Raw genomic sequence first — 20,830 nt, forward strand, 5'->3', positions numbered from 1 at the left:
CGGATTGCCGTCGGTGCCAAGCTGGAACACCCCTCATCCGACCGAGCTTCGCTCGGCCACCTTCTCCCACAAGGGGAGAAGGGAACACCTTCAAAGGCCTGACCCCCTCTGCCTTGACGCTTGCTGGCCAGGCATCTAGGACGTGCCGGCATCCCGCCTTTCCCGCCGAGGCCGCCGTGACCATTCCTGCCCACATGCACCCCAGCCGCTCGTTCCAGGGGCTGATCCTGACGTTGCATAATTATTGGGCGGACTATGGCTGCGTCGTCCTCCAGCCTTACGACATGGAAGTCGGCGCCGGCACATTCCATCCGGCAACGACATTGCGCGCGCTCGGCCCAAAACGCTGGAACGCGGCCTATGTCCAGCCCTCGCGCCGCCCCAAGGACGGCCGCTATGGCGAGAACCCGAACCGGCTGCAGCACTATTACCAATACCAGGTGATCCTGAAGCCCAATCCGCCCAATCTGCAGGAGCTTTACCTCGGCTCGCTGGCCGCGATCGGCATCGATCCGCTGCTGCATGACATCCGCTTCGTCGAGGACGACTGGGAAAGCCCGACGCTGGGCGCCTGGGGGCTGGGCTGGGAGTGCTGGTGCGACGGCATGGAGGTCTCGCAGTTCACCTATTTCCAGCAGGTCTGCGGCATCGAATGCGCCCCGGTGGCGGGCGAGCTCACTTACGGGCTGGAACGGCTGGCCATGTATGTGCAGGGCGTCGACAATGTCTACGACCTCAACTTCAACGGCCGCGAAGGCGCCGACAAGGTGACCTATGGCGACGTCTTCCTGCAGGCCGAGCAGGAATATTCGCGCCATAATTTCGAATTTGCCAACACCGCAATGCTGCTCAGGCATTTCGAGGACGCCGAAGCCGAGTGCAAGGCGCTGCTACAAGCCGGCGCGCCTGTCTCCCCCCTTGAGGGGGAGATGCCCGCGAAGCGGGCAGAGAGGGTCGCCTCGGAAGGCACTGCAGGTCAGGCGTCGAGCACTGCGCGGGCGACCCCTCCCGGCCAGACTTTGTCTGGTCCCCTCAAGGCGGAGGGATACCACCGCATGGTCTTCCCAGCCTACGACCAGTGCATCAAGGCCAGCCACGTCTTCAATCTGCTCGACGCACGCGGCGTGATTTCGGTCACCGAGCGCCAGAGTTATATTTTGCGGGTGCGCAATCTGGCCAAAGCCTGCGGCGAGGCGTTTCTGCTGACGCAGGCGGGCGGGCTGGCGGCCTAGCTCAAGGCGAATTCGGCAGGAGTGCTGATTGGCAACGTGCCTTGGCCGCTTGCACCGGCTATTGTCCGCAGCGCTTGCCTGACGCCGGGCATCGAGAACGTGCCGTGCACCTGCGCTGTAAAACAGGCGCTGAGCGCGAGGATCTGCAGGAATGTCGATGCCGTTCTCATGGTCGGTCAGCCAATAGCTCTCTGCCTGAGCGTTGGTCGCTTCAGCGCTGCGTTCGGTTCAGGGAAATCTTTGATCCAAGGACGGGCGGACCGGCGCGTGTCCGACAGGCGGCTGAATTTTTCGGAAATCGCCGTTAGATGTCCCGATCGAGCGGGGAAGGGTGACAGCGGCCAGCCGAGTTGCTATGCCCCCGCTTACCTCCCCCTCGATGGGGGAGGTCGCCGCGAAGCGGCGGCTATTTTTGTCCATGAGTTCCTTCGATGCCCGACCTGCTTTTAGAACTCCGTTCGGAAGAGATTCCCGCCCGCATGCAGCGCAAGGCTGCCGGCGATCTCAGGAAGCTTTTGACCGACGGGCTGGTCGACGCCGGGCTGACCTACGAGGCGGCGCGCGAATATTGGACGCCGCGCCGGTTGACGCTCGACATTCGCGGCCTGACCGCCCGCTCGAAGGACATCAGCGAGGAGATCAAGGGGCCCTCGACCAAGGCGCCCGAGCCGGCGGTGCAGGGTTTTCTGCGCAAGGCCGGCCTCGCCTCGATTGCCGAGGCGCATGTTCATTCCGATCCGAAGAAGGGCGACTTCTACGTCGCCCATATTTCCAGGCCGGGCAGGCCGGCGGAGCAGATCATCGCCGAGCTGGTGCCGGGCATCATCCGCAACTTCCCCTGGCCGAAATCGATGCGCTGGGGCCCGGCTTCGGCCAAGCCCGGCTCGCTGCGCTGGGTGCGGCCGCTGCAATCGATCCTGTGCACCTTCGGCCCCGAAACCGAGGAGCCGGTGGTCGTCGATTTCGAGATCGACGGCATCCGCTCAGGCAATATCACCTACGGCCACCGTTTCCATGCGCCTGGCGCCATCACGGTGCGCCGCTTCGACGATTATGTCGCCAGGCTTGAGGCGGCCAAGGTCGTGCTCGATGCCGACAGGCGCAAGGAGATCATCCTTGCCGATGCCAGGAACCTCGCCTTCGCCAGCGGGCTCGACCTCGTCGAGGACGAGGGGCTGCTGGAGGAAGTGTCGGGCCTGGTCGAATGGCCTGTCGTGCTGATGGGCGAATTCGAGCAGGATTTTCTCGCCATTCCGGCCGAGGTAATCAGGCTCACCATCCGCGCCAACCAGAAGTGTTTTGTGACGACGCGCCAAATCTCCCCCCTCGAGGGGGAGATGTCGCCGAAGGCGACAGAGGGGGTCGCCTCGCGTGGATCGGCGGCATCCCCTGTCCGCGATAGGGAGTCGCGTCAGGTCGTGCCGACCCCCTCTGGCCTGCCGGCCATCTCCCCCTCAAGGGGGGAGATCAGCCAATCGCCGCTCTCCAACCGCTTCATCCTGACCGCCAATATCGAGGCCAAGGATGGCGGCAAGGAGATCGCCCATGGCAATGGCAAGGTGGTGCGCGCGCGCCTGTCCGACGCGCTCTATTTCTGGAAGACCGACCAGGGCGACCTGCCGGATCTCGACCAGCTGCAGGCATCGGCGGAAAAGTTCGGGCTTGATCTAGAAAAACCGCTCGACCAGCGCATGGCCCGCCTCGACCACCTCAATGTAACGTTTCATGCCAAGCTCGGCACGCAAGGCGAGCGGGTGGAGCGGATCAAGCGATTGGCTGAGGAATTGGCGCCGCTCGTGGCGCAGTCGATCTCCCCCCTTGAGGGGGAGATGGCCGGCAGGCCAGAGGGGGTCGCCTCGCGTGAAGCGCCGGCATCCTCTGTTCGCGATAGGGCGTCGCGTCAGGACGTGCCGACCCCCTCTGTCGCCTTCGGTGACATCTCCCCCTCGAGGGGGGAGATTACCGCGCTGGCGCGCCGCGCTGCCGTCCTCGCCAAGGCCGACCTCACCACCGAAGTGGTTGGCGAGTTCCCGGAACTGCAAGGCGCCATGGGCCGCAAATACGCGCTGCTGCAGGGCGAGCATCCTTCCGTCGCCGCGGCGATCGAGGAACACTACAAGCCGCAGGGCCCGTCCGACCGCGTGCCGACCGATCCGGTGTCGGTGGCCGTGGCGCTTGCCGACAAGCTCGATACGCTGGTCGGCTTCTGGGCGATTGATGAAAAGCCGACCGGATCGAAGGACCCCTATGCGCTGAGACGGGCGGCGCTGGGGGTGATCAGGATGTTGGTCGAGAACGGGGTTCGATTGCGCCTTGAGCAGGATTGGCACAAAGCATGGCTTCGAGTTTTCTGGCAGATCGTTGATCAGAAGTACCGGCCAATATTTGAGAAATTTATCGAACTCGGTCGCATGCTTCCGATGTCCTCCGCAGGAGATTGGAAGTTTGATCAGGTCGCAGCCATCTTAGCTGAAGACAAGGCATTCCTGATAGAATGGGCAAACAGATTTAATGCTGCAGAAGCCGACCTCCTGTCCTTTTTCCACGATCGCCTCAAGGTCTATCTCCGCGACCAGGGCGCGCGGCATGATCTGATCGACGCGGTTCTGGCGGCGGGTTCGCGCCCAATCTCCCCCCTGGAGGGGGAGATGTCGGCGAAGCCGACAGAGGGGGGCGCTGTCCCGCCGGCCTCTCATTCTGTCGCGCCCCCCTCTGCCCTGCCGGGCATCTCCCCCTCTAGGGGGGAGATCGGCCAATCGTCCAACGACGACCTCCTGCAAATCGTCCGCCGCGTCGAAGCGCTTGGCTCCTTCCTCGACAGCGAGGACGGCAGGAACCTGCTTGCCGGCACCAAGCGCGCTGCCAACATCGTGGCTGCCGAAGAGAAGAAGGCGACGGCGATCGCAAGCAGCGTTTCGCCGGCGCTGTTCCGGGAGGACGCGGAGAAAGCCTTGTACGCCGCGGTCAATCAGGCCGAGAGGCAAGCCCGCGAAGCAATTCAAAACGAAGACTTTTCCGCCGCCATGCTGGCGCTTAGCGTGTTGCGCGAGCCGGTTGATTCATTCTTTGAGAAAGTCCTGGTAAACGATGAGGACCAGGCCGTGCGTGCCAATCGCCTGGCATTGCTCGTCCGCATCCGCGCGGCGACCGACCGGGTCGCGGATTTCTCCAAGATAGCCGGCTGACGTCCGGGAAAAATCATCGCTTGTGGCGCTATTTCGGCTGGTCGGGAGCTGCTAGCGGCGCAGGCTGCTGCGCAGCTGGTTCAGGGGTTTTGCTGGCGACCTTTGGGTCGGCCTTGCTGTCCGCGGCGGGCGCGGCAGCGGTGGCCGGCGCGGCCTTGGGCGCGGGCGTTGCAAAGGCATCGCCGACGATACCGCCGCGAATGATCATCGGACTTCCGTCGAAGCCATGACTCGGCTGGCTCGGGATTGCCGCGACCTTTTCATCGGCGACGTTTTCATTGACGTCAGGCAACTTCTCGCCGAGCGCGACGATCGACGGTGTTTTCGCCCGTTCGAGCGCGCCGGCACTTACAACCGAAGGCGTCGCCGTCGTTTGCCCGAGAAAAACGAGCGATGAGGCCTGTGCCGTGCCGGCCATAAACGCCAGACCAAGCGCTCCAACGATACGCATCGAAAGCATGATAATTCCCCTTGCCCAACAAGACGGCACCGTAGCCGAGGGCAGTTGATGCCGGCTTGCGGGGAAACAGAGCATTTTAGCGATTTGCGATTCGCCTACGCCCGGACTTGCTCCGTCGGCGTCAGCGTATTAGGCACCCGCATCCGTGAGGTGACGACAGTGGCTGAAATTCGTGCCGTCGGCGAGGCGATGGAAAGGGCGTTGGCGCTGCTCGAGAGCGGCGATGTCGTCGCCATCCCGACCGAGACCGTCTATGGGCTGGCCGGCGACGCGACCAATGGCGTTGCCGTGGCTCGTATCTTCGAAGCCAAGGGCCGCCCTCGCTTCAACCCGCTGATCGCCCATATAGCCGACCCGGCGATGGCCGAGCGCATCGCGCTGTTCGATCCGCTGTCGGAAAGATTGGCGCAGGCATTCTGGCCGGGGCCGCTGACGCTGGTGCTGCCGCAACGGCCCGGCAACGGCATTCATCCGCTGGTCACCGCCGGTCTGGAAACGATCGCGCTGCGCATGCCGAAAGGCTTTGGCGGCGAGCTGATCGCCAGGTTCGGCCGCGCGCTGGCGGCGCCCAGCGCCAATTCCTCGGGCAGGATCAGCGCCACGACGGCCGATGCCGTGGCCGCCGATCTCGGTCCCCGGATCAAGCTTGTGGTCGATGGCGGCGCGACGCCGGTCGGGCTGGAATCGACCATTGTCAAGGTTGAAGCTGGAAAGCTGCGGCTGCTGCGGCCGGGCGGCATTGCCGCCGAAGAGATCGAAGCGGTGGCCGGGTCAAAGTTGCTGCGCGGCGCTTCGGTCGTCGAGGCGCCCGGCATGCTCGCCTCGCACTATGCGCCAGGTGCGGCGGTGCGGCTCAATGCTGCGGAGGTCGCACCGGGCGAAGCCTTGCTGGCCTTCGGCCGCCGCCGTGCCGAAGGCTGGCGCGATGCAGCCGCCCTGCGCAACTTGTCGGAGACCGGCGACCTGCGCGAGGCGGCAAGCAATCTCTTCGCCCATCTGCAGGATCTCGATGACAGTGGCGCCAAAACCATCGCCGTCGAGCCGATCCCGTTCGAAGGGCTGGGCGAGGCGATCAACGACCGGCTTTCGCGCGCCGCCGCCCCGCGTGACAAGATGGATTGAGCACCATAGTTTCCACCCATGAACGACATTTCCCCCGATCTCGACCCCGCCGTCGTCGCCCGCTTTGCGGCAATCGTCGGCGACAAATATGCGCTGCGCGATCAGCGGGACATCGCGCCTTTCCTCACCGAGCGGCGCGGACTTTGGCACGGCAGGACGGCTTTGGTGCTGAGGCCGGGGAGCGTCGAGGAGGTCAGCAGCATCATGCGGCTGGCGACCGAAACCGGCACGCCCATCGTGCCGCAAAGCGGCAACACCGGGCTGGTTGGCGCCCAGGTGCCGGACGCATCTGGCCGCGAGATCGTGCTGTCGCTGTCGCGGCTGAACCGCATCCGCGAGATCGATACGCTGTCCAACACGGTGACGGTCGAAACCGGCGTCATCCTGCAGACGTTGCAGGAAGCGGCCGATGCCGCCGACCGGCTGTTTCCGCTGTCGCTTGCCGCGCAAGGCTCCTGCCAGATCGGCGGCAATCTCTCGTCCAACGCCGGCGGCACCGGCGTGCTTGCCTACGGCAATGCGCGCGAGCTCTGCCTCGGCGTCGAAGTGGTGCTGCCGACCGGCGAAGTGTTCGACGATCTGCGCAAGCTGAAAAAAGACAATACCGGCTACGATCTGAAGAACCTGTTCGTCGGCGCGGAAGGCACGCTCGGCATCATCACCGCCGCCGTGCTCAAGCTGTTCCCCAAGCCCAAGGGGCGCGAGGTGGCGTTTGCCGGCCTGTCATCGCCGGAGGCGGCACTGTCGCTGTTCAGTCTTGCGATGGACCGTGCAGGGGCAGCGCTCACCGCCTTCGAGCTGATCGGCCAGAGGCCCTACGACTTCACGCTTGCCCACGCACAAGGCGTGGTGCGGCCGCTTGCCGGCGATTGGCCGTGGTATGTGCTGATGCAGATCTCGTCGGGCCGTTCGGCCGACGATGCCGGGGCGCTGATCGAGGAGGTGCTGGAGGCAGGCCTCGAGCAAGGCATCGTCGGCGATGCGGTGATCGCGGCAAGCATGGCCCAGGGCGATGCGTTCTGGAATTTTCGCGAGGTGCTGCCCGAGGCGCAGAAGCCGGAAGGTGCCTCGATCAAGCACGACATCTCGGTGCCGGTGGCGTCAATCCCGCCCTTCATCGAAAAGGCCGCCGGCGCCGTGCAATTGGTCAGTCCCGGCGCGCGCGTCGTCTGCTTCGGCCACATGGGCGACGGCAATCTGCACTACAACATTTCCCGGCCGGTCGACGGCGATGACGAGGCGTTTCTCGGCCTTTACCACGTCATGAACAAGGCCGTGCACGAGGTCGTGCGCTCGTTTCATGGCTCGATCTCGGCCGAGCACGGCATCGGCCAGTTGAAGCGGGACGAATTGATCGCGACGGCGCCGCCGATGGCGATCGAGCTGATGCGCAGGGTGAAGGCCGCGTTCGACCCGGCCGGCATCATGAATCCGGGTAAGGTTATCTGATCCTTTCGCCGGCCCGCGCCGGTTCGCATTCCGATAACCATCCGCCCCGGATCAGCAAAATTTAACCGACTTTCTTAAGCGCGAAGATAAGAAGCCCGCGCTAATGTTTCTCCACAAACGAGGCTGGGAAAACCGGCCCGGAGAACCGGAAACACCGGCTCTCAGGAGAAACAGGAAAGGCACGATATGAACACTGGACTGAAGCCAGTCTGGGCCGGGCGCAATATGCGCCTCGACCCATTCCGCCTGCCGCAAGTGGTGAGCTACGCCACCCGCGACGACTATGGCGACGTTACCTTCACCATCGACCAGCGCGGCGCGGTTATCCGCCGCACGCTGGAGATGAGCGGCGTGCCGGCGATCATCGCTCTGCCCGCCAACGCGTTTCGCGGCGTCGCCGCCCGCGCGATGGAGGATCCGGATGGCAATGTCACAGTGACGCTTGAGCTTCTGCACAATGACCCGATGCTGTCGGTGCCGCTGCTGGTCGCCGACGATCTCGACGACGTCGCCGCTGACTGGCGCGCCTGGGCCGACGCCTACCGCCTGCCGATGCTGCTGATCGAGGCCGACGGCATTGCCCGCACGCTGGAGGAATCGCTCGGCGCCGCCATCAAGGCGCTGCCGGCGCAGGACCGCCGCAAGGGTCGCGTCTCGACCATGCGCCGCCCGCGCTTCCTCGCCCGCCGCCGCGCCGGCGACCTCGGCCTCAGGCTGGTCATCGGCGGCGAGGAGCTCATTTCGCGGGAGTAGCTAAACCAGCGGCTTCAGCGCCACCCAGGCCGCGCCGCCGATCAGGCCGAGGAAGATCAGCCAGCCGACCTGGTTGTTCGATCTGAACAGCCTCAGGCACTGGTCCGGGTCGTCGATGTCGAGCACGCCGATCTGCCGCGCCAGATGCGCGCCGGCGGCGATCAGCCCGGCCAGTGCAGGCACCGGTGCCTGTGCCGAGGCAAAGGCGATGGCGAAGCAGACCAGCGCTCCGCCATAAAGCCCGGCCAGCCACGCCTTGGTATTGTCGCCGAACAGGCGCGCCGTCGAGCGCACGCCGACGATGGCGTCGTCTTCCTTGTCCTGATGCGCATAGATCGTGTCATAGCCGATCACCCACAGGATCGAGCCGATATAGAGCATGATTGCCGGCCCATCGAGATCGCCGAACTCGACCGCCCATCCCATCAGCGCTCCCCAGGAAAAGGCAAGGCCGAGAACGAGTTGCGGCCAATTGGTGTACCGCTTCATGAACGGGTAGACGGCGACGATGACCAGCGAGCCGATGCCGAGCAAGATGGCGAAGCTGTTGAACTGCAAAAGCACGGCAAGGCCGACCAGTGCCTGCACGACAACAAACATCCAGGCCTGCCGGCGCGTGACCTTGCCGGCCGGCAGCGGCCGCGAGCGCGTGCGTTCCACCTGGTTGTCGATGTCCTCGTCGACCAAATCATTGTAGGTGCAGCCGGCGCCGCGCATGGCGAACGCGCCAAGAAAAAACAGCAGCAGATACCACGGCGACGGCAGCAGAGAGAAAAGCGGGTCCGTCGGACGCGGATAGGCGCTCGCGGCAAGCGCAGCCGACCACCAGCATGGCCACAGCAGCAATTGCCAGCCGATCGGCCGGTCCCACCGGGCAAGCTGCGCATAGGGCCACAACCGCCGCGGCAGCACGCGATAGACCCAGTGGCCGCTCGGCGCATCTGCGACGCGGCCCTGGGCCGCTTTCGACTGGACGGTTTCCATTTTGCTGGAGTGGCAGCAGAGGCGAATGCCGTCAAGCGTCAAGCAGCCCCCGCACGCTCGCCACGCGCAATCGGCGCTTCGGCAGCCAAATGTCTTGACCCGTCGCGCGCGGCGCAATAGCGCAGTCCTGGTCTTGGAATGACGAGGAATCTGGGCATGCGTGTTTTGCTGATCGGCTCTGGCGGACGAGAGCATGCGCTGGCCTGGAAGATCGCGGCGTCGCCGCTGCTGACCAAACTCTACGCGGCGCCCGGCAATCCGGGGATCGGCCACGAAGCCGAACTGGTGAGGCTCGATACTGCCGATCACGCAGCGGTGGTCCGGTTTTGCCGCGAGAATGAAATAGGCCTCGTCGTGGTCGGGCCGGAAGGGCCGCTGGTCGCCGGCATTGCCGACGACCTGCGCGCCGAGGGCATCCGCGTCTTCGGACCGTCAAAGGCAGCGGCACGGCTGGAAGGCTCGAAAGGTTTCACCAAGGACCTCTGCGCCAGATACGGCATCCCGACCGCCGCCTATGGCCGCTTCGACGATCTGGCTTCGGCCAGGACCTATGTCGAGAAGACGGGTGCGCCGATCGTCATCAAGGCCGACGGCCTCGCTGCCGGCAAGGGCGTCACCGTCGCCATGACGCTTGACGAGGCGCTGGCCGCGCTCGACGCCTGTTTTGACGGCTCCTTCGGCCAGGCCGGCGCGGAAGTGGTGGTCGAGGAGTTTCTCGTCGGCGAAGAAGCAAGTTTCTTCTGCCTGTGCGACGGCACCACCGCGCTGCCCTTCGGCACCGCGCAGGACCACAAGCGCCTCAGTGACGGCGACACCGGCCCGAACACCGGCGGCATGGGCGCCTATTCGCCGGCGCCGGTGATGACGCCGGAAATGATCGACCGAACCATGCGCGAGATCGTCGAGCCGACCATGCGCGGCATGGCTGAAACAGGCGCTCCGTTTTCCGGCGTGCTGTTTGCCGGGCTGATGATTACTGACAAGGGGCCGAAGCTGATCGAATACAACACCCGTTTCGGCGACCCGGAATGCCAGGTGCTGATGATGCGGCTGAAGGACGATCTGCTCGTCCTGCTCAACGCAGCCGCCGACGGCCAGCTGGCGCACACCTCGGTGCGCTGGCGCGACGAGGCGGCGCTCACCGTGGTGATGGCAGCCAGGGGTTATCCCGGCACGCCGGAAAGGGGCTCGGTCATCCGCGGCGTCGAGGCGGCGGCAGGTGAGGGCGTCGAGATATTTCATGCCGGCACCGCCATCAACGGCGGCGCACTCGTCGCCAATGGCGGTCGCGTGCTCAACATCACGGCGACCGGCCGCACCGTCGGCGAGGCGCAGAAGAAGGCTTACGCCGCGCTCGACCGGATCGACTGGCCGCAAGGCTTTTGCCGCCGCGACATTGGCTGGCTGGCGGTGGCGCGCGAGCAGGCGAACTGATGCTTCGGGCTGCCTTCGGCCTCAGCGCAAGCCGTGGTCGAATTCGGTCGAGACGCTGCTGACCGCATCGGCGGTGGAGACAAATCCTGGCACCGATGCCGCACGCTTTTCGTTTCGCGTCCAGGCGACATATTCGGCAATCCCGCGCAGAAGGCCCGGCGCCGCCTTCGCCGCAGGCATTTGAAAGCCGCTGCTGAACCTGGCCAGGCGCGCCCTGAATACCGCGACCATCTCCTCGACGCTTGCTGGCGTCACGCTGGCGTAAGTGATGGTGCCGCCGGCGAGCCCCGCCTCGCGTGAGAGCGGCACCGGTATCGAGGTGAGATAATCCGGCTGCACGTCGATCAGGCCGCCGAACGGCCACTGCGCGCGCAATTCCGTGGCGTTCATCGGCGCGACGCTGACGTCGATATCGTTGGGTGTGCCCGCGACCCTGTAAGGGCAGCGGAACCGGCCGCAGTTTGCTCGCGCCGAAAACTGCCAGAGCGCATAACCCTGCCAGTTGCCCATCGGAAAATGCACGCCGATGTCTGGCTTGTAGCGCGCATACCACAGCGGCAGCCGCGACAGCAGCTGGTATTTGTATCTGTTGTCGGCGATGTGCCGGGCGGTCGTGCCGTTGGTGTAGAGCACCGGAAAGCGGCCGAGCCGCCGATGCACCTGGCGGACGAATTCTTCGGCGTCGTCCAGCGACATCCACTGCGTCGGGTCGTCGTCCTCGATGTCGAGGGCAAGCAGGTCGTCCGGCCCGGGTTCGGCGAACTCGATGAAATGATTGGCCTGGCCGACCGGGTTGCCGGGGCGGGCGAGGTGATAGGCGCCCCATTTCAAGCCAAGCGCCTTGGCCACAACCTTGCGCGTCTGGAACAGCTCACGCGCCACCGCATGGCGCTTCCAAAGCGTCTTGCACAGCCGCGTCTCGGTCTCGTCGCCGAAACAGAAATAGGGTGGCGGCATTCCGTCGGATGCCTTGTTGATGAAGCCGACAAGACGCTTGTCGGTGGCAAGCCTGGTCCAGTCGATGGAATTGTATTCGTAGGCGTCGACGACCAGCGCCCGGTCGGCATCCTTCCACGGTTCGGAGAAATCCGAGGCCTTTGCCGGCGTCAGCATCAGGGTCATCGCGGCCGCGACAAGGAGAAGCGCTGAGCGGACAAGGGGGCGCGCCGGCGTTTTCAAACAGCAGATCCTTGCTGGCCAAAGCCAAATCCTGAACCGCCATGGTTAAGGAAATGCTTCGGGTGCCGAGTGGGCGAGTTGGAGCGCTGGAGAAGCGATCCTTGGTGCTCCTCAAGAGCAAAGCGATGGTTGCGATTGTCAGCCAAATAGCTTCAACGCTGTTGCTATGGGCAGGAACAGTGATAGCGGGCGGCTCTGAAACGAGGTGAAGCCATGCCTGCGATAATACGCGACCGCCTGGTCATCCTTGGCATCGACAATCAACGCGAAGGCTGCTGGGGCAGCGCTAACGCTACGTCGTAGCGCATCCACGATCAGCGCCGACCCGACCCGCCGCCGCTGGTATCGGGCATCGACGGCCAGCCTGCCGACCAATATCGCGGGCAGAACCGGGTAGCGTGGCAGATGTTTTGTCTGTTCGTCAGGCAAGGACGCGATTGGTATGCTCGACGCCGCCAAAGTGTAATATCCGGCGATCGCGCCGCCATCGCGATCCACGGCAACGAAGCAATTGCCCACTCGGCGTTTGACATCCTGGCTGGCTTGCTCCCGAATGTAGCGGTCGAGCGCCGGTACCCCGCAGCTGAACGCCTTGCGATCATGCGATCCGCCGAGCGGTTCGATAATGACGGCGAAAGTCACCGGGTTTCGACGACCAGCCGTTTGTGGGCGTCGGCAGCTTTGCGCAGTGCCTCATTAGGCTCGGGCGGATTGAGAATCGCCTCCATCATGGCGCGCTGATCTTCGATGGAGATACGCATGATGGTGGTGTTCTCGATAGTACGCTGGGCCGCCTCTTGAGCGGCGGCGACCACGAAGTCGCTGACGCTGCGGCCCTGGATTTCGGCGGCACGTTTCACCACGTCCAGCATATCCGGCGAAATACGGGCTTCGAGACGGGCGGTGCGGGTCTGTTGGTTTGGCATTATCGTCACCCCTGATACTGCCTTGTACGGGAAATAGCCGTACAAATCAAGTGCGTCGTCCGGCTCTAAATAATTTTGCAGACGAGCCAGCAACTGCAAAATCCGCGTGACAAAGTTTGACGTTTACGTAAAACGAGGTGGACGGGGAGCGTCGGCACGGATCTTGAGTTGACCTGCCGGACTGAGGAGAGCCGGACAGAGGAGGAGCGAGCGCCATGTATCGGGCACCGGTCGAGGAGATCGCCTTCACCCTGAAGCATGTCGCCGGCTTGAAGCCGGCGCTCGATACCGGCATCTTTGGCGAACTCGGCGAGGACCTCGTCGACGCCATTCTGGCCGAGGCCGGCCGCTTCGCCAGTGAGGAGGTGGCGCCGCTCTACAAGATCGGCGACCAGCAAGGCGCGGTGCTCGACGGCGCTGCCGTCACCACCCCGCCCGGCTGGAAGGAACTTTATCGCCGCTGGATCGGCGGCGGCTGGAATGCGCTGTCCGCGCCTGAAGCGTATGGCGGCCAGGCGCTGCCGGCCATGCTCGGCGTCGCCGCGCTCGAAATGTGGAACTCCGCCTCGATGGCGTTCGGCATCGCCCCGACGCTGACCATGGGCGCGGTCGAAGCACTCGACAAACATGGCTCGCAGGCACTCAAGGCCAGATATCTGGAAAAGCTGGTCTCCGGCGAATGGATGGGCACCATGAACCTGACCGAGCCGCAGGCAGGGTCGGACCTGAATGCCTTGCGAACCCGCGCCGAACCGGCCGGCGACGGCACCTACCGCATCTTCGGGCAAAAGATCTTCATCACCTATGGCGAGCACGATTTCACCGACAACATCATCCATCTGGTGCTGGCGCGGCTGCCGGACGCGCCGGCCGGCACACGCGGCCTGTCATTGTTCCTGGTGCCGAAATTCCTGGTCGGAGACGATGGCGCGCTGGGCGCACGCAACGACGTCTTCTGCTCCGGGCTGGAGCACAAACTGGGCATCCACGCTTCGCCGACCTGCACGATGATTTATGGCGATGGCTTCGAAGGCACCGCGCCCGGCGCGATCGGCTGGCTGGTCGGCGGGGAGAACAAGGGCCTCGCCTGCATGTTCACCATGATGAACAATGCGCGCCTTGCCGTCGGCATTCAGGGTGTCGCGGTCGCCGAGGCGGCGACGCAGAAGGCGCTCGCCTATGCAAACGATCGCCGCCAAGGCAAGGCGGCGAGCTATCGCGGTGCCGGCATGGCGCCGATCGTGCATCACCCCGACATCCAGCGCAGTCTTCTGACCATGAAGGCGCTGACCCAGATTGCCCGTGCCATCTGCTATTCCTGCGCCCACGCCATCGATCTTGCGTCGCAGAGCGAAGATGCAAAGCACTGGCAGGAACGCGCCAATCTGTTGACGCCGCTGGCCAAGGCCTTTTCGACCGACGTCGGCGTCGAGGTCGCCTCGCTTGGGCTGCAGGTGCATGGCGGCATGGGGTTCATCGAGGAGACAGGGGCCGCAGCACTTTATCGCGACGCGCGCATCGCGCCCATTTACGAAGGCACCAATGGCATCCAGGCGATCGATCTGGTGACACGCAAGCTGCCGCTCGGCGGCGGCCGGCATGTGCATGGCTACATCGCCGAACTCAAGGCCGTCGCCGATGCGGTGCGAGCGTCGAACCTTGAAGGCTTCGGCCGCACCGCCGATCGCCTCGACCAGGCGCTCGACGAGCTCTCCCAGGTAACCCGTTTGCTGCAAGACCTGCAGGCCGAAGGCCGTTCGGACGAGGCGCTGGCCGGCGCCACACCCTATCTCACGCTGATCTCGCTTGCCGCGGGCGGGGCCTATCTGGCGCGCGGCGCGCTTGCCGACCAAAACCGCATCGCGCTTTGCCGGTTCTTCGCCGAGAACCTGCTTGGCGAAGTGGCCGCGCTCAAAGAGCGCGTCGTCGGCGGCGCCGACAGCCTTGCCGTTGCCGGCAAGGCGCTGATTTCAGCCTGACGTTCGCACGCGCCGAAATTCACAAAGGCCCGAAATTCACAAAGGACCAATCCGTGACAGACCACATCCTCGTCGAGCGCCAGGGCGCCATCCAGATCATCCGCATGAACCGTCCGGACAAGAAGAACGCCCTGACCCGCGCCATGTACGCGACGATGTCGGCGGCTCTTGCCGGCGGCGACGCCGATCCGGCGATCCGCGTCCATGTCTTTCTCGGCGTGCCCGGTGCCTTTTCGTCCGGCAACGACCTTGCCGATTTCATGGTCGTCGCCTCGGGCGGCGAAGGCGGTTCCGAGGTCTGGGATTTCCTGATGGCGCTGGCCAAGGTGGAAAAGCCGATGGTTTCCGGCGTCGACGGCATTGCCGTCGGTATCGGCACCACGCTCAACCTACATTGCGACCTGACGTTCGCCACGCGGCGCACACTATTCCGAACGCCCTTCGTCGATCTCGGCCTTGTGCCGGAGGCAGGATCGAGCCTGCTCGCGCCGCAGATCCTCGGCCGCCAAGGCGCCTTCGCGCTGCTTGGCCTCGGCGAGGGCTTTTCGGCCGAGCGCGCGAAGGCCGCCGGGCTGATCTATGAGGTGGTCGAGGAAGAGGCACTCGAAGCATCGGTATTGGCGGCGGCGGGCCAGATCGCTGCCAAACCGCCGCAAGCGCTGAAGATCGCGCGCGACCTGATGCGCGGCTCGCGCGACGCCCTTGTCGAGCGCATCGGCCAAGAAAGCCAGCATTTCCGCGAGCGGCTCAAATCCGACGAGGCCCGCGCAGCCTTGACGGCCTTCATGACCAGGAAGAAGGCCTAGACCTTCTGGCCTTGTCTCGCATCGTGGACCCGCCGGCAGCAACCGGCGGGTTTTCTTGCCATGATCTCTTTGTCACATCGCCATTTTTTTACATTCGGCCTGGGCCTTTGCCGAAGACGTGTCGATCATGAATGTCTTGCCTTTGGCGTCGGTCATCAACATCATGCAATGCTTGATCGGTTTCGCCATTTTCATCATTTCGGCGCTCATCTTCGCGTCGGGCATCATGGTGCCCATATGCCCATCGGGCATGATCGCCATGACCTCCCCACCCTTCATCACCGTCATTGTCCCCATCGCATCCTCCGCAAAGGCCTGCGAAGCGAAGAGACAGGCAAGACCGGCCATCGTGACCAACCTGAGTGAATGCATTGTTTCCTCCTGAATTTGCGCCAGCGGCGCGTTGAGCCCTTTCCTGGTTCGTTCCGGCAAGCTGGAACGTTTCACGCACACGAGATCGTGATCGTGGGAATTGGAAATCCGCCAGAAGCGGCCCGGCCTTGGCCGCCTTCATGACCAGGAAGAAGGGCTGAAAAAATGGGCGCCGGTGCGGAAGCTGCCGATCTGCCCCACAAGGGCCCACAAGGGGGAGATCGGCGCTCCACCGTCGTGCCCTACGGATAAAGCCTCATTTTGTCCCAGCCGCCCTCGGCGTTGCGCGAAAACACGACACGGTCGTGCAGCCGGAACGGACGGTCGTGCCAGAACTCAATGCTCTGCGGCACGATGCGAAAGCCCGACCAGTGTTTTGGCCGCGGGATCTCGCCGATCGCGTGGCGCGCGGTATATTCGGCAACCGCCTTTTCCAGCGCGAAGCGGCTTTCCAGCGGCCGCGACTGCTTGGAGGCCCAGGCGCCGATGCGGCTGCCGCGCGGACGCGTCGCATAATAGGCATCGGCTTCGGCGTCGGTGACAATCTCCACCGGGCCCCGCGCCCGCACCTGCCGGCGCAGAGATTTCCAGTGGAAGCACATCGCTGCTTTCATGCTGCCAAGGATCTCGCGGCCCTTGGCGCTCTCGAAATTCGTGTAGAAGACAAAGCCACCCTCATCGAACCCCTTGAGCAGCACCATTCGCACATTCGGCATGCCCTCGGCATCGACCGTCGCCAGCGCCACGCTGTTGGGGTCGTTGATCTCGCTCTTCGTAGCGTCGTCGAGCCACGCCGCAAAAAGCCGGAACGGCTCCGCCGCCTCGGTAAAGTCACCGCTTGTTAACCCGGTTTCGCTCATAGTTTTCCCAAATTTGTCGCCGGCTGGGGAGATTGCCGATTGTCGCGTATCGCGCAAGCTTTTGACAGTGGGCAATGGAGCGTTATCGCTTCGGCCAGCGCCAAAGCCATGATCGTGACAATCATCCTGCCGCTTGCCGCCTGTGGCGGGGGCGGCTTCAGCCTGGAGCAGGCGGAGGTGGACCGCTCGATACTGACCTCGAGCACGCCGGCCTCAGTCACGCCGCTCGATCAGGACCGCGCTTCCGACCAGGCTACGATCCGCAACGCCGTGTCCTCCGCCGACGTCGAGCAACTGGCCGGGCAGGCCATTCCCTGGGCGAATGCCGACACCGGCTCGCGCGGCTCCATCACCGAGCTCGCAGAATTCAGGGCTAACGGTGAGACATGCCGTCGCTTCACCGCGTCGCGCGAGAGCTTCGACGGCGTCGCGCTGTTCAAAGGCGAAGTATGCCTGGCCGGCGGCAGCGCCTGGCGAATGCAGGACTTCAAGGCGCTCTGATTTTCCGCCGGCTATATAGCGGTAAGCCACTGGAATTTCTTCCTATGCAAGCGCATATAGGAGGCGATCATGGAACCACTCCTTCTCCAGGGCAGTAAGCATGCGCGACCCCTATGAGGTGCTGGGCGTTGCCAAGAACGCATCGGCCAAGGACATAAAATCGGCGTACCGGAAGCTCGCCAAGAAGTATCATCCGGACCAGAATCCGGATCCCAAGGCAAAGGAGCGTTTTGCCGCCGCCAATCAGGCTTACGAGATCGTCGGCGACGAGAAGAACCGGGCGGCTTTCGATCGCGGTGAGATCGACGCCGAAGGCAAACCGCGGTTTCAGGGTTTCGAGAGTGCGGCCGGCGGCGCCGATCCTTTCGCCGGTTTCCGCCGGCAGCAAGGGCCGGGCGGCGCGCATTTCGAATTCCGCACGGGCCGTCCCGGTGGTGACCCGTTCGACGGCAACAGCGACATCTTCAGCCAGATCTTCGGCGATGCTTTCAGCCAGCAGCGCGGCGCCGGCACGGGCGGCCGCCGTCAGGCGCCGACGGCCGCAGATCTCAACGTGACGCTGGACGTCACCATCGAGGAAGCCGCCACCGCCGAGAAAGTGACGGCGATGTTCCCCGACGGCCGCAAGATGGCGGTCAAGTTGCCGGCCTATGTCGAGGACGGCCAGACCATCCGGTTGAAAGGCCAGGGTGAGCAAGGACCGGGGCAGCCGGGCGATGCGCTGGTCAAGATCCGTTTCCGCCGGCACCCGCGCTACCGCGTCGAGGGCCGCGACCTGCATGTCGACCTGCCGGTGGAACTGGCCGATGCGGTGCATGGCGCCAAGGTGGCAGTCGAAACCCCGACCGGCAGGATTGCGGTCAACGTCCCCCCTTGGTCGAGCTCGGACAAGGTTCTGCGGCTGAAGGGCAGGGGCCTGCCGGAAAAGGCCGGCGGTCACGGCGACCTCTACGCGCACGTGCGGCTGATGCTGCCGGAAGGCGGCGACGCCGAGCTAGAGGCGCTGATGCGCCGGCGAAAGCGCTGACGGTCGAAAAGGCCGGCGCTTGACGTCGTAAGCGGGCGTGAGTGGTTTCATGCCGCGTCGGTTATTGACAGGAAACGAGCAACCAGCGCCAGGAGCCGCCATTTGGCCGAAGTAGGTTCAACGTCAGCTAACGCCTCAAAGGCCGACATTTGCACGCGCCATAGTTCCGCTTCGCGAACACGGTCGAGGCCAGTCGACCGACTGGCGATGAGCCAGTTCGGCGGGGGTTAGCCGCACAAGCTTGTAGGGGTCGATCGATGCAGTCGCCAGGCCAGCAAGGTGGAGGGTCGCACCGCTGACCATCACCAGCGCATCGACGCCTGCGCCATTCTCCCTCTTGCCAGCCTGCTCGACGTGGCGGGCGAAATTTACCTCCGAGCCGACCAGAAAAGAGAAATCCCGCTGGCGATCGTTGACGAACATCACCTCGCCGGAGTGTAAGCCGATCCTGATGCGGCGCGACAGGGAGCCCATTGAACGCTTCCAAGCGTTGCCGAGCGAGATTTCCGGTACCAGTTCCGCGACGGCGGCCAGCGCCTTTAGCGCCGTTTCGCTGGGCGTCATTTCGCTCCCCAGCCAGAGAGCTAGCACGCCGTCGCCTGTAAAGTTTTGAACGATCCCCCCATTGGCCACCACGACCTGGCGGGTCAACGTGAAGTGCTCGATCATGAACCGCGTGGTTTCGATCAGGCCAAGTGCGCTCGCCAAGCCGGTCGAGTCCTCCACGTCGGTAAACATGATCGTGGCGATGGCGCGCTGGAATTTCGTTTCACCCATGCCGAATGACGGGAGCACGCGGTCAGTCTGTGGATTCGTATAGGCAGTGATCGGATGCATTGGAGTCCGGCCCCCGAGCGGTTTCAAATGTCGCTCGAATATGACTGGACGGCGTAGGCGGATCGTAAGCCCGCCGTGGCGGGCACGTCAGAATTACGTCAGAAATCCATTCGGGCCCGGCTTTGGCGGCTTGCAGCCGACCTTTTAGTCAAAATTCGGCGGGACCCTCAGCTCAGCAACTTCCGGAGGTCAAGCAGCCCCGCTCCAAACTGCTGATCGAACGAAGGCACCCTTCTCTCGCAATTAGGGCTGTCCGGTAGAATCGGAACGTCAGCTTTTTTAAGCCAAGGCCATGAAACCTCCTTTGCGCCTGACTGGGTCATCTTCGCCTTAACCTCTATGCCGTTGAGCGGCCTACCGGTGGAGCGATGTTTCGACTGCAACAAAGCGGCTGCTCCCGCGACGATGGCCGAGGCTGCAGATGTTCCGCCAAATACTGTGTAGAGCCCGGCGCGGTCTCTGCTTTCGACGCCCGGTGGCTGGATTCCTTCCAGCTGTCCGCCGGAATAGCCGTGGTGGCCCGGGATGTCCGTGGTGAGCACGCCCTGCGGCGCGTATTCAACCTGGGGGAGCTTCTCGTAGATCTCGAAATTGTGGTCACGTGAACGCAGCGACTCACGGTCCAGTCGTATTTGGCAGCGTGTACACACCTCCTGGTCGTCGGACGGCGCGGAAATGGTGACGGAATTGTCGGTCGGATCGCCGCTGTAGTTGGAATATGCCGAACGTCTCGCCAGATAAGTGGCGGCCGCCACCGCAACCACGCCATTGCTTTCGCCGGCCTTGCTCGCCGGGTAAATCAGATGGTCGTAGCCATCGTTGCCGGCTGCGCAGATGATGGGGATTTCCTCGCTGATCGCCTCGAAAAGCGTCTCGAAATAATCCCAAATTGGCTTTGCCTGTTCGACCGAAGTATATCTGCTGTCGCCATATCCAGGATAGGAACGGTGCGCTCGCCATGGATCGGGTACTTCCCGGGGAAAGTGTATGACTGAAACCTTCTGGTCGCGGGCATAGAGGAACGCCAGAATGAGCTGCGCTGCGTCGGGCCGTGCTGAAATCTCGATCGGCAGGAGTTCAGCGCCTGGGGCGACCCCCCAATAAGGTATTGCGCCTTCACCGTTGCTAAATTGCCTCAACTTCGTGGGCGGGGCCGCAGGGGCGCCGACCATCAGCCCGGCGCAGGCGGTCCCGTGCGCTGAGTAGCGCATACGCGAGGTCTCAGCAGTCTCCTGAATTACGCCGCGCCCATCTTTCAGTGCTCGAAGCAGCGATTTCTGAACCTCGACTTCCTGCGCATTGTTCCTCGATTTGATCAGGCTTGCCGCCCACGCCCAGGTATCGTCGCCCACAAAGCTCTTGCTCTGCTTTTTTTCCGGCCCTCGCAAGACGAGCGGTTGCTGCTTGGGTGTGACGTAACTCAACCCGAAAGGGTGAGCGGCGAAGCTGACCGCAGAAAGGATACGAGGCTCGAGATTGGGATGGCTTGAGTTCACTCCCGTATCGATCTGGGCAATGACCTCGCCGTAACCGGGCTTGTCAGTACCCAACAAATCCCAGGCGTCGGCCTCCAGCAGGTATGCGGCCTCGTGCGGCAACCGCGCTTCAGGGATGCGCGGACGATCGCGTAAGGCGCCGATTGCGATCAGGTGCCACAGGTAGTGATACCAGTCATAACAAAGATGGCCTTCGCCCTTCTTGATGTCGTCCATCATGGCACCCAC

At 63.9% G+C, this 20,830-nt stretch carries 19 protein-coding genes and 2 pseudogenes; 11 read left to right on the forward strand and 10 right to left on the reverse strand.

All coding sequences use genetic code 11. The annotated features are described in order from the left end of the window. Nucleotides 1-194 precede the first annotated feature (194 nt). Both NKI41_RS01965 and NKI41_RS01970 read left to right on the forward strand, forming a co-directional pair. Nucleotides 195-908 (forward strand): annotated as a pseudogene (locus tag NKI41_RS01965) (glycine--tRNA ligase subunit alpha); the annotation flags it as partial. A gap of 141 nt (nt 909-1,049) precedes the next feature. Continuing rightward, nucleotides 1,050-1,232: pseudogene (locus NKI41_RS01970) on the forward strand (glycine--tRNA ligase subunit alpha); the annotation flags it as partial. Here NKI41_RS01970 and NKI41_RS01975 read toward each other — a convergent pair. After that, nucleotides 1,229-1,402, reverse strand: coding sequence for a hypothetical protein (locus NKI41_RS01975; protein ID WP_352681131.1), 174 nt, complete (start codon nt 1,400-1,402; stop codon nt 1,229-1,231). The pseudogene NKI41_RS01970 and the gene NKI41_RS01975 sit on opposite strands and share 4 nt — an antisense overlap. A 261-nt stretch (nt 1,403-1,663) precedes the next feature. Here NKI41_RS01975 and NKI41_RS01980 point away from each other — a divergent pair, with 261 nt between their 5' ends. Beyond that, nucleotides 1,664-4,417 (forward strand): glycine--tRNA ligase subunit beta, encoded by a 2,754-nt coding sequence (locus NKI41_RS01980; RefSeq protein WP_352681133.1) that lies wholly within the window; start codon nt 1,664-1,666, stop codon nt 4,415-4,417. A 28-nt stretch (nt 4,418-4,445) separates the two neighbouring features. Here the strand turns inward: NKI41_RS01980 and NKI41_RS01985 are convergent, their stop codons facing one another. Beyond that, nucleotides 4,446-4,877, reverse strand: coding sequence for a hypothetical protein (locus tag NKI41_RS01985; protein ID WP_352681134.1), 432 nt, complete (start codon nt 4,875-4,877; stop codon nt 4,446-4,448). Nucleotides 4,878-5,036: 159 nt separating this feature from the next. Between NKI41_RS01985 and NKI41_RS01990 the strand changes: the two genes are divergently transcribed. From NKI41_RS01990 to NKI41_RS02000, 3 genes are all read left to right on the forward strand, one after another. Next, the gene (locus tag NKI41_RS01990; RefSeq protein WP_352681136.1) at nt 5,037-5,999 is read left to right on the forward strand and encodes an L-threonylcarbamoyladenylate synthase; all 963 of its coding nucleotides are present in this window, start codon (nt 5,037-5,039) and stop codon (nt 5,997-5,999) included. Nucleotides 6,000-6,017: 18 nt separating this feature from the next. Then, nucleotides 6,018-7,448 carry an FAD-binding oxidoreductase gene (locus NKI41_RS01995; RefSeq protein ID WP_352681138.1) on the forward strand — a complete coding sequence of 477 codons (1,431 nt, stop codon included), beginning with the start codon at nt 6,018-6,020 and terminating at the stop codon, nt 7,446-7,448. A 186-nt stretch (nt 7,449-7,634) separates the two neighbouring features. Next, entirely contained in the window at nt 7,635-8,201 is a 567-nt protein-coding gene (locus NKI41_RS02000) for a DUF6101 family protein (protein ID WP_023674094.1), read from the forward strand. Here the strand turns inward: NKI41_RS02000 and ubiA are convergent, their stop codons facing one another. After that, nucleotides 8,202-9,185 (reverse strand): 4-hydroxybenzoate octaprenyltransferase, encoded by a 984-nt coding sequence (gene ubiA, locus NKI41_RS02005; protein ID WP_352681219.1) that lies wholly within the window; start codon nt 9,183-9,185, stop codon nt 8,202-8,204. It lies immediately after the preceding gene. A 156-nt stretch (nt 9,186-9,341) separates the two neighbouring features. On the opposite strand from ubiA, the gene purD reads away from it, so the two are divergent. After that, nucleotides 9,342-10,619 carry a phosphoribosylamine--glycine ligase gene (gene purD / locus NKI41_RS02010; RefSeq protein WP_352681139.1) on the forward strand — a complete coding sequence of 426 codons (1,278 nt, stop codon included), beginning with the start codon at nt 9,342-9,344 and terminating at the stop codon, nt 10,617-10,619. A 21-nt stretch (nt 10,620-10,640) separates the two neighbouring features. On the opposite strand, the gene NKI41_RS02015 is transcribed toward purD, so the two are convergent. From NKI41_RS02015 to NKI41_RS02025, 3 genes are all read right to left on the reverse strand, one after another. Next, nucleotides 10,641-11,741 carry a glycoside hydrolase family 25 protein gene (locus NKI41_RS02015; RefSeq protein WP_352681141.1) on the reverse strand — a complete coding sequence of 367 codons (1,101 nt, stop codon included), beginning with the start codon at nt 11,739-11,741 and terminating at the stop codon, nt 10,641-10,643. Nucleotides 11,742-11,936: 195 nt separating this feature from the next. Continuing rightward, entirely contained in the window at nt 11,937-12,440 is a 504-nt protein-coding gene (locus NKI41_RS02020) for a GNAT family N-acetyltransferase (protein WP_352501976.1), read from the reverse strand. Beyond that, entirely contained in the window at nt 12,437-12,817 is a 381-nt protein-coding gene (locus tag NKI41_RS02025) for a type II toxin-antitoxin system TacA family antitoxin (protein ID WP_352501975.1), read from the reverse strand. Before NKI41_RS02025 ends, NKI41_RS02020 begins: the two co-directional genes overlap by 4 nt. Before the next feature lie 122 nt (nt 12,818-12,939). Here NKI41_RS02025 and NKI41_RS02030 point away from each other — a divergent pair, with 122 nt between their 5' ends. After that, on the forward strand, nt 12,940-14,703 hold the full coding sequence (locus NKI41_RS02030) for an acyl-CoA dehydrogenase family protein (protein ID WP_352501974.1): 1,764 nt from the start codon (nt 12,940-12,942) through the stop codon (nt 14,701-14,703). 53 nt (nt 14,704-14,756) lie between these two features. Next, nucleotides 14,757-15,509, forward strand: coding sequence for a crotonase/enoyl-CoA hydratase family protein (locus tag NKI41_RS02035; RefSeq protein WP_352681144.1), 753 nt, complete (start codon nt 14,757-14,759; stop codon nt 15,507-15,509). Nucleotides 15,510-15,581: 72 nt separating this feature from the next. On the opposite strand, the gene NKI41_RS02040 is transcribed toward NKI41_RS02035, so the two are convergent. Beyond that, nucleotides 15,582-15,941, reverse strand: a complete 360-nt coding sequence (locus tag NKI41_RS02040; RefSeq protein WP_352681146.1) for a hypothetical protein — start codon at nt 15,939-15,941, stop codon at nt 15,582-15,584. A 182-nt stretch (nt 15,942-16,123) separates the two neighbouring features. Then, nucleotides 16,124-16,741, reverse strand: coding sequence for a pyridoxamine 5'-phosphate oxidase (pdxH, locus tag NKI41_RS02045; protein ID WP_352470672.1), 618 nt, complete (start codon nt 16,739-16,741; stop codon nt 16,124-16,126). Nucleotides 16,742-16,780: 39 nt separating this feature from the next. Here pdxH and NKI41_RS02050 point away from each other — a divergent pair, with 39 nt between their 5' ends. Both NKI41_RS02050 and NKI41_RS02055 read left to right on the forward strand, forming a co-directional pair. Next, nucleotides 16,781-17,242, forward strand: a complete 462-nt coding sequence (locus NKI41_RS02050; RefSeq protein ID WP_352470671.1) for an RT0821/Lpp0805 family surface protein — start codon at nt 16,781-16,783, stop codon at nt 17,240-17,242. A 100-nt stretch (nt 17,243-17,342) separates the two neighbouring features. After that, nucleotides 17,343-18,269: a DnaJ C-terminal domain-containing protein gene (locus NKI41_RS02055; RefSeq protein WP_352501969.1), complete on the forward strand. Its 927-nt coding sequence runs from the start codon at nt 17,343-17,345 to the stop codon at nt 18,267-18,269. A gap of 135 nt (nt 18,270-18,404) precedes the next feature. Here the strand turns inward: NKI41_RS02055 and NKI41_RS02060 are convergent, their stop codons facing one another. Together NKI41_RS02060 and NKI41_RS02065 are read right to left on the reverse strand one after the other, a co-directional pair. After that, nucleotides 18,405-19,106 (reverse strand): adenylate/guanylate cyclase domain-containing protein, encoded by a 702-nt coding sequence (locus tag NKI41_RS02060; protein ID WP_352501968.1) that lies wholly within the window; start codon nt 19,104-19,106, stop codon nt 18,405-18,407. A 167-nt stretch (nt 19,107-19,273) separates the two neighbouring features. Then, nucleotides 19,274-20,821 (reverse strand): S8 family serine peptidase, encoded by a 1,548-nt coding sequence (locus NKI41_RS02065; protein ID WP_352612392.1) that lies wholly within the window; start codon nt 20,819-20,821, stop codon nt 19,274-19,276. Nucleotides 20,822-20,830: the final 9 nt, after the last annotated feature.

Origin of the sequence: Mesorhizobium sp. M0601 (assembly GCF_040320845.1) — a bacterium.
Taxonomy (GTDB): domain Bacteria; phylum Pseudomonadota; class Alphaproteobacteria; order Rhizobiales; family Rhizobiaceae; genus Mesorhizobium.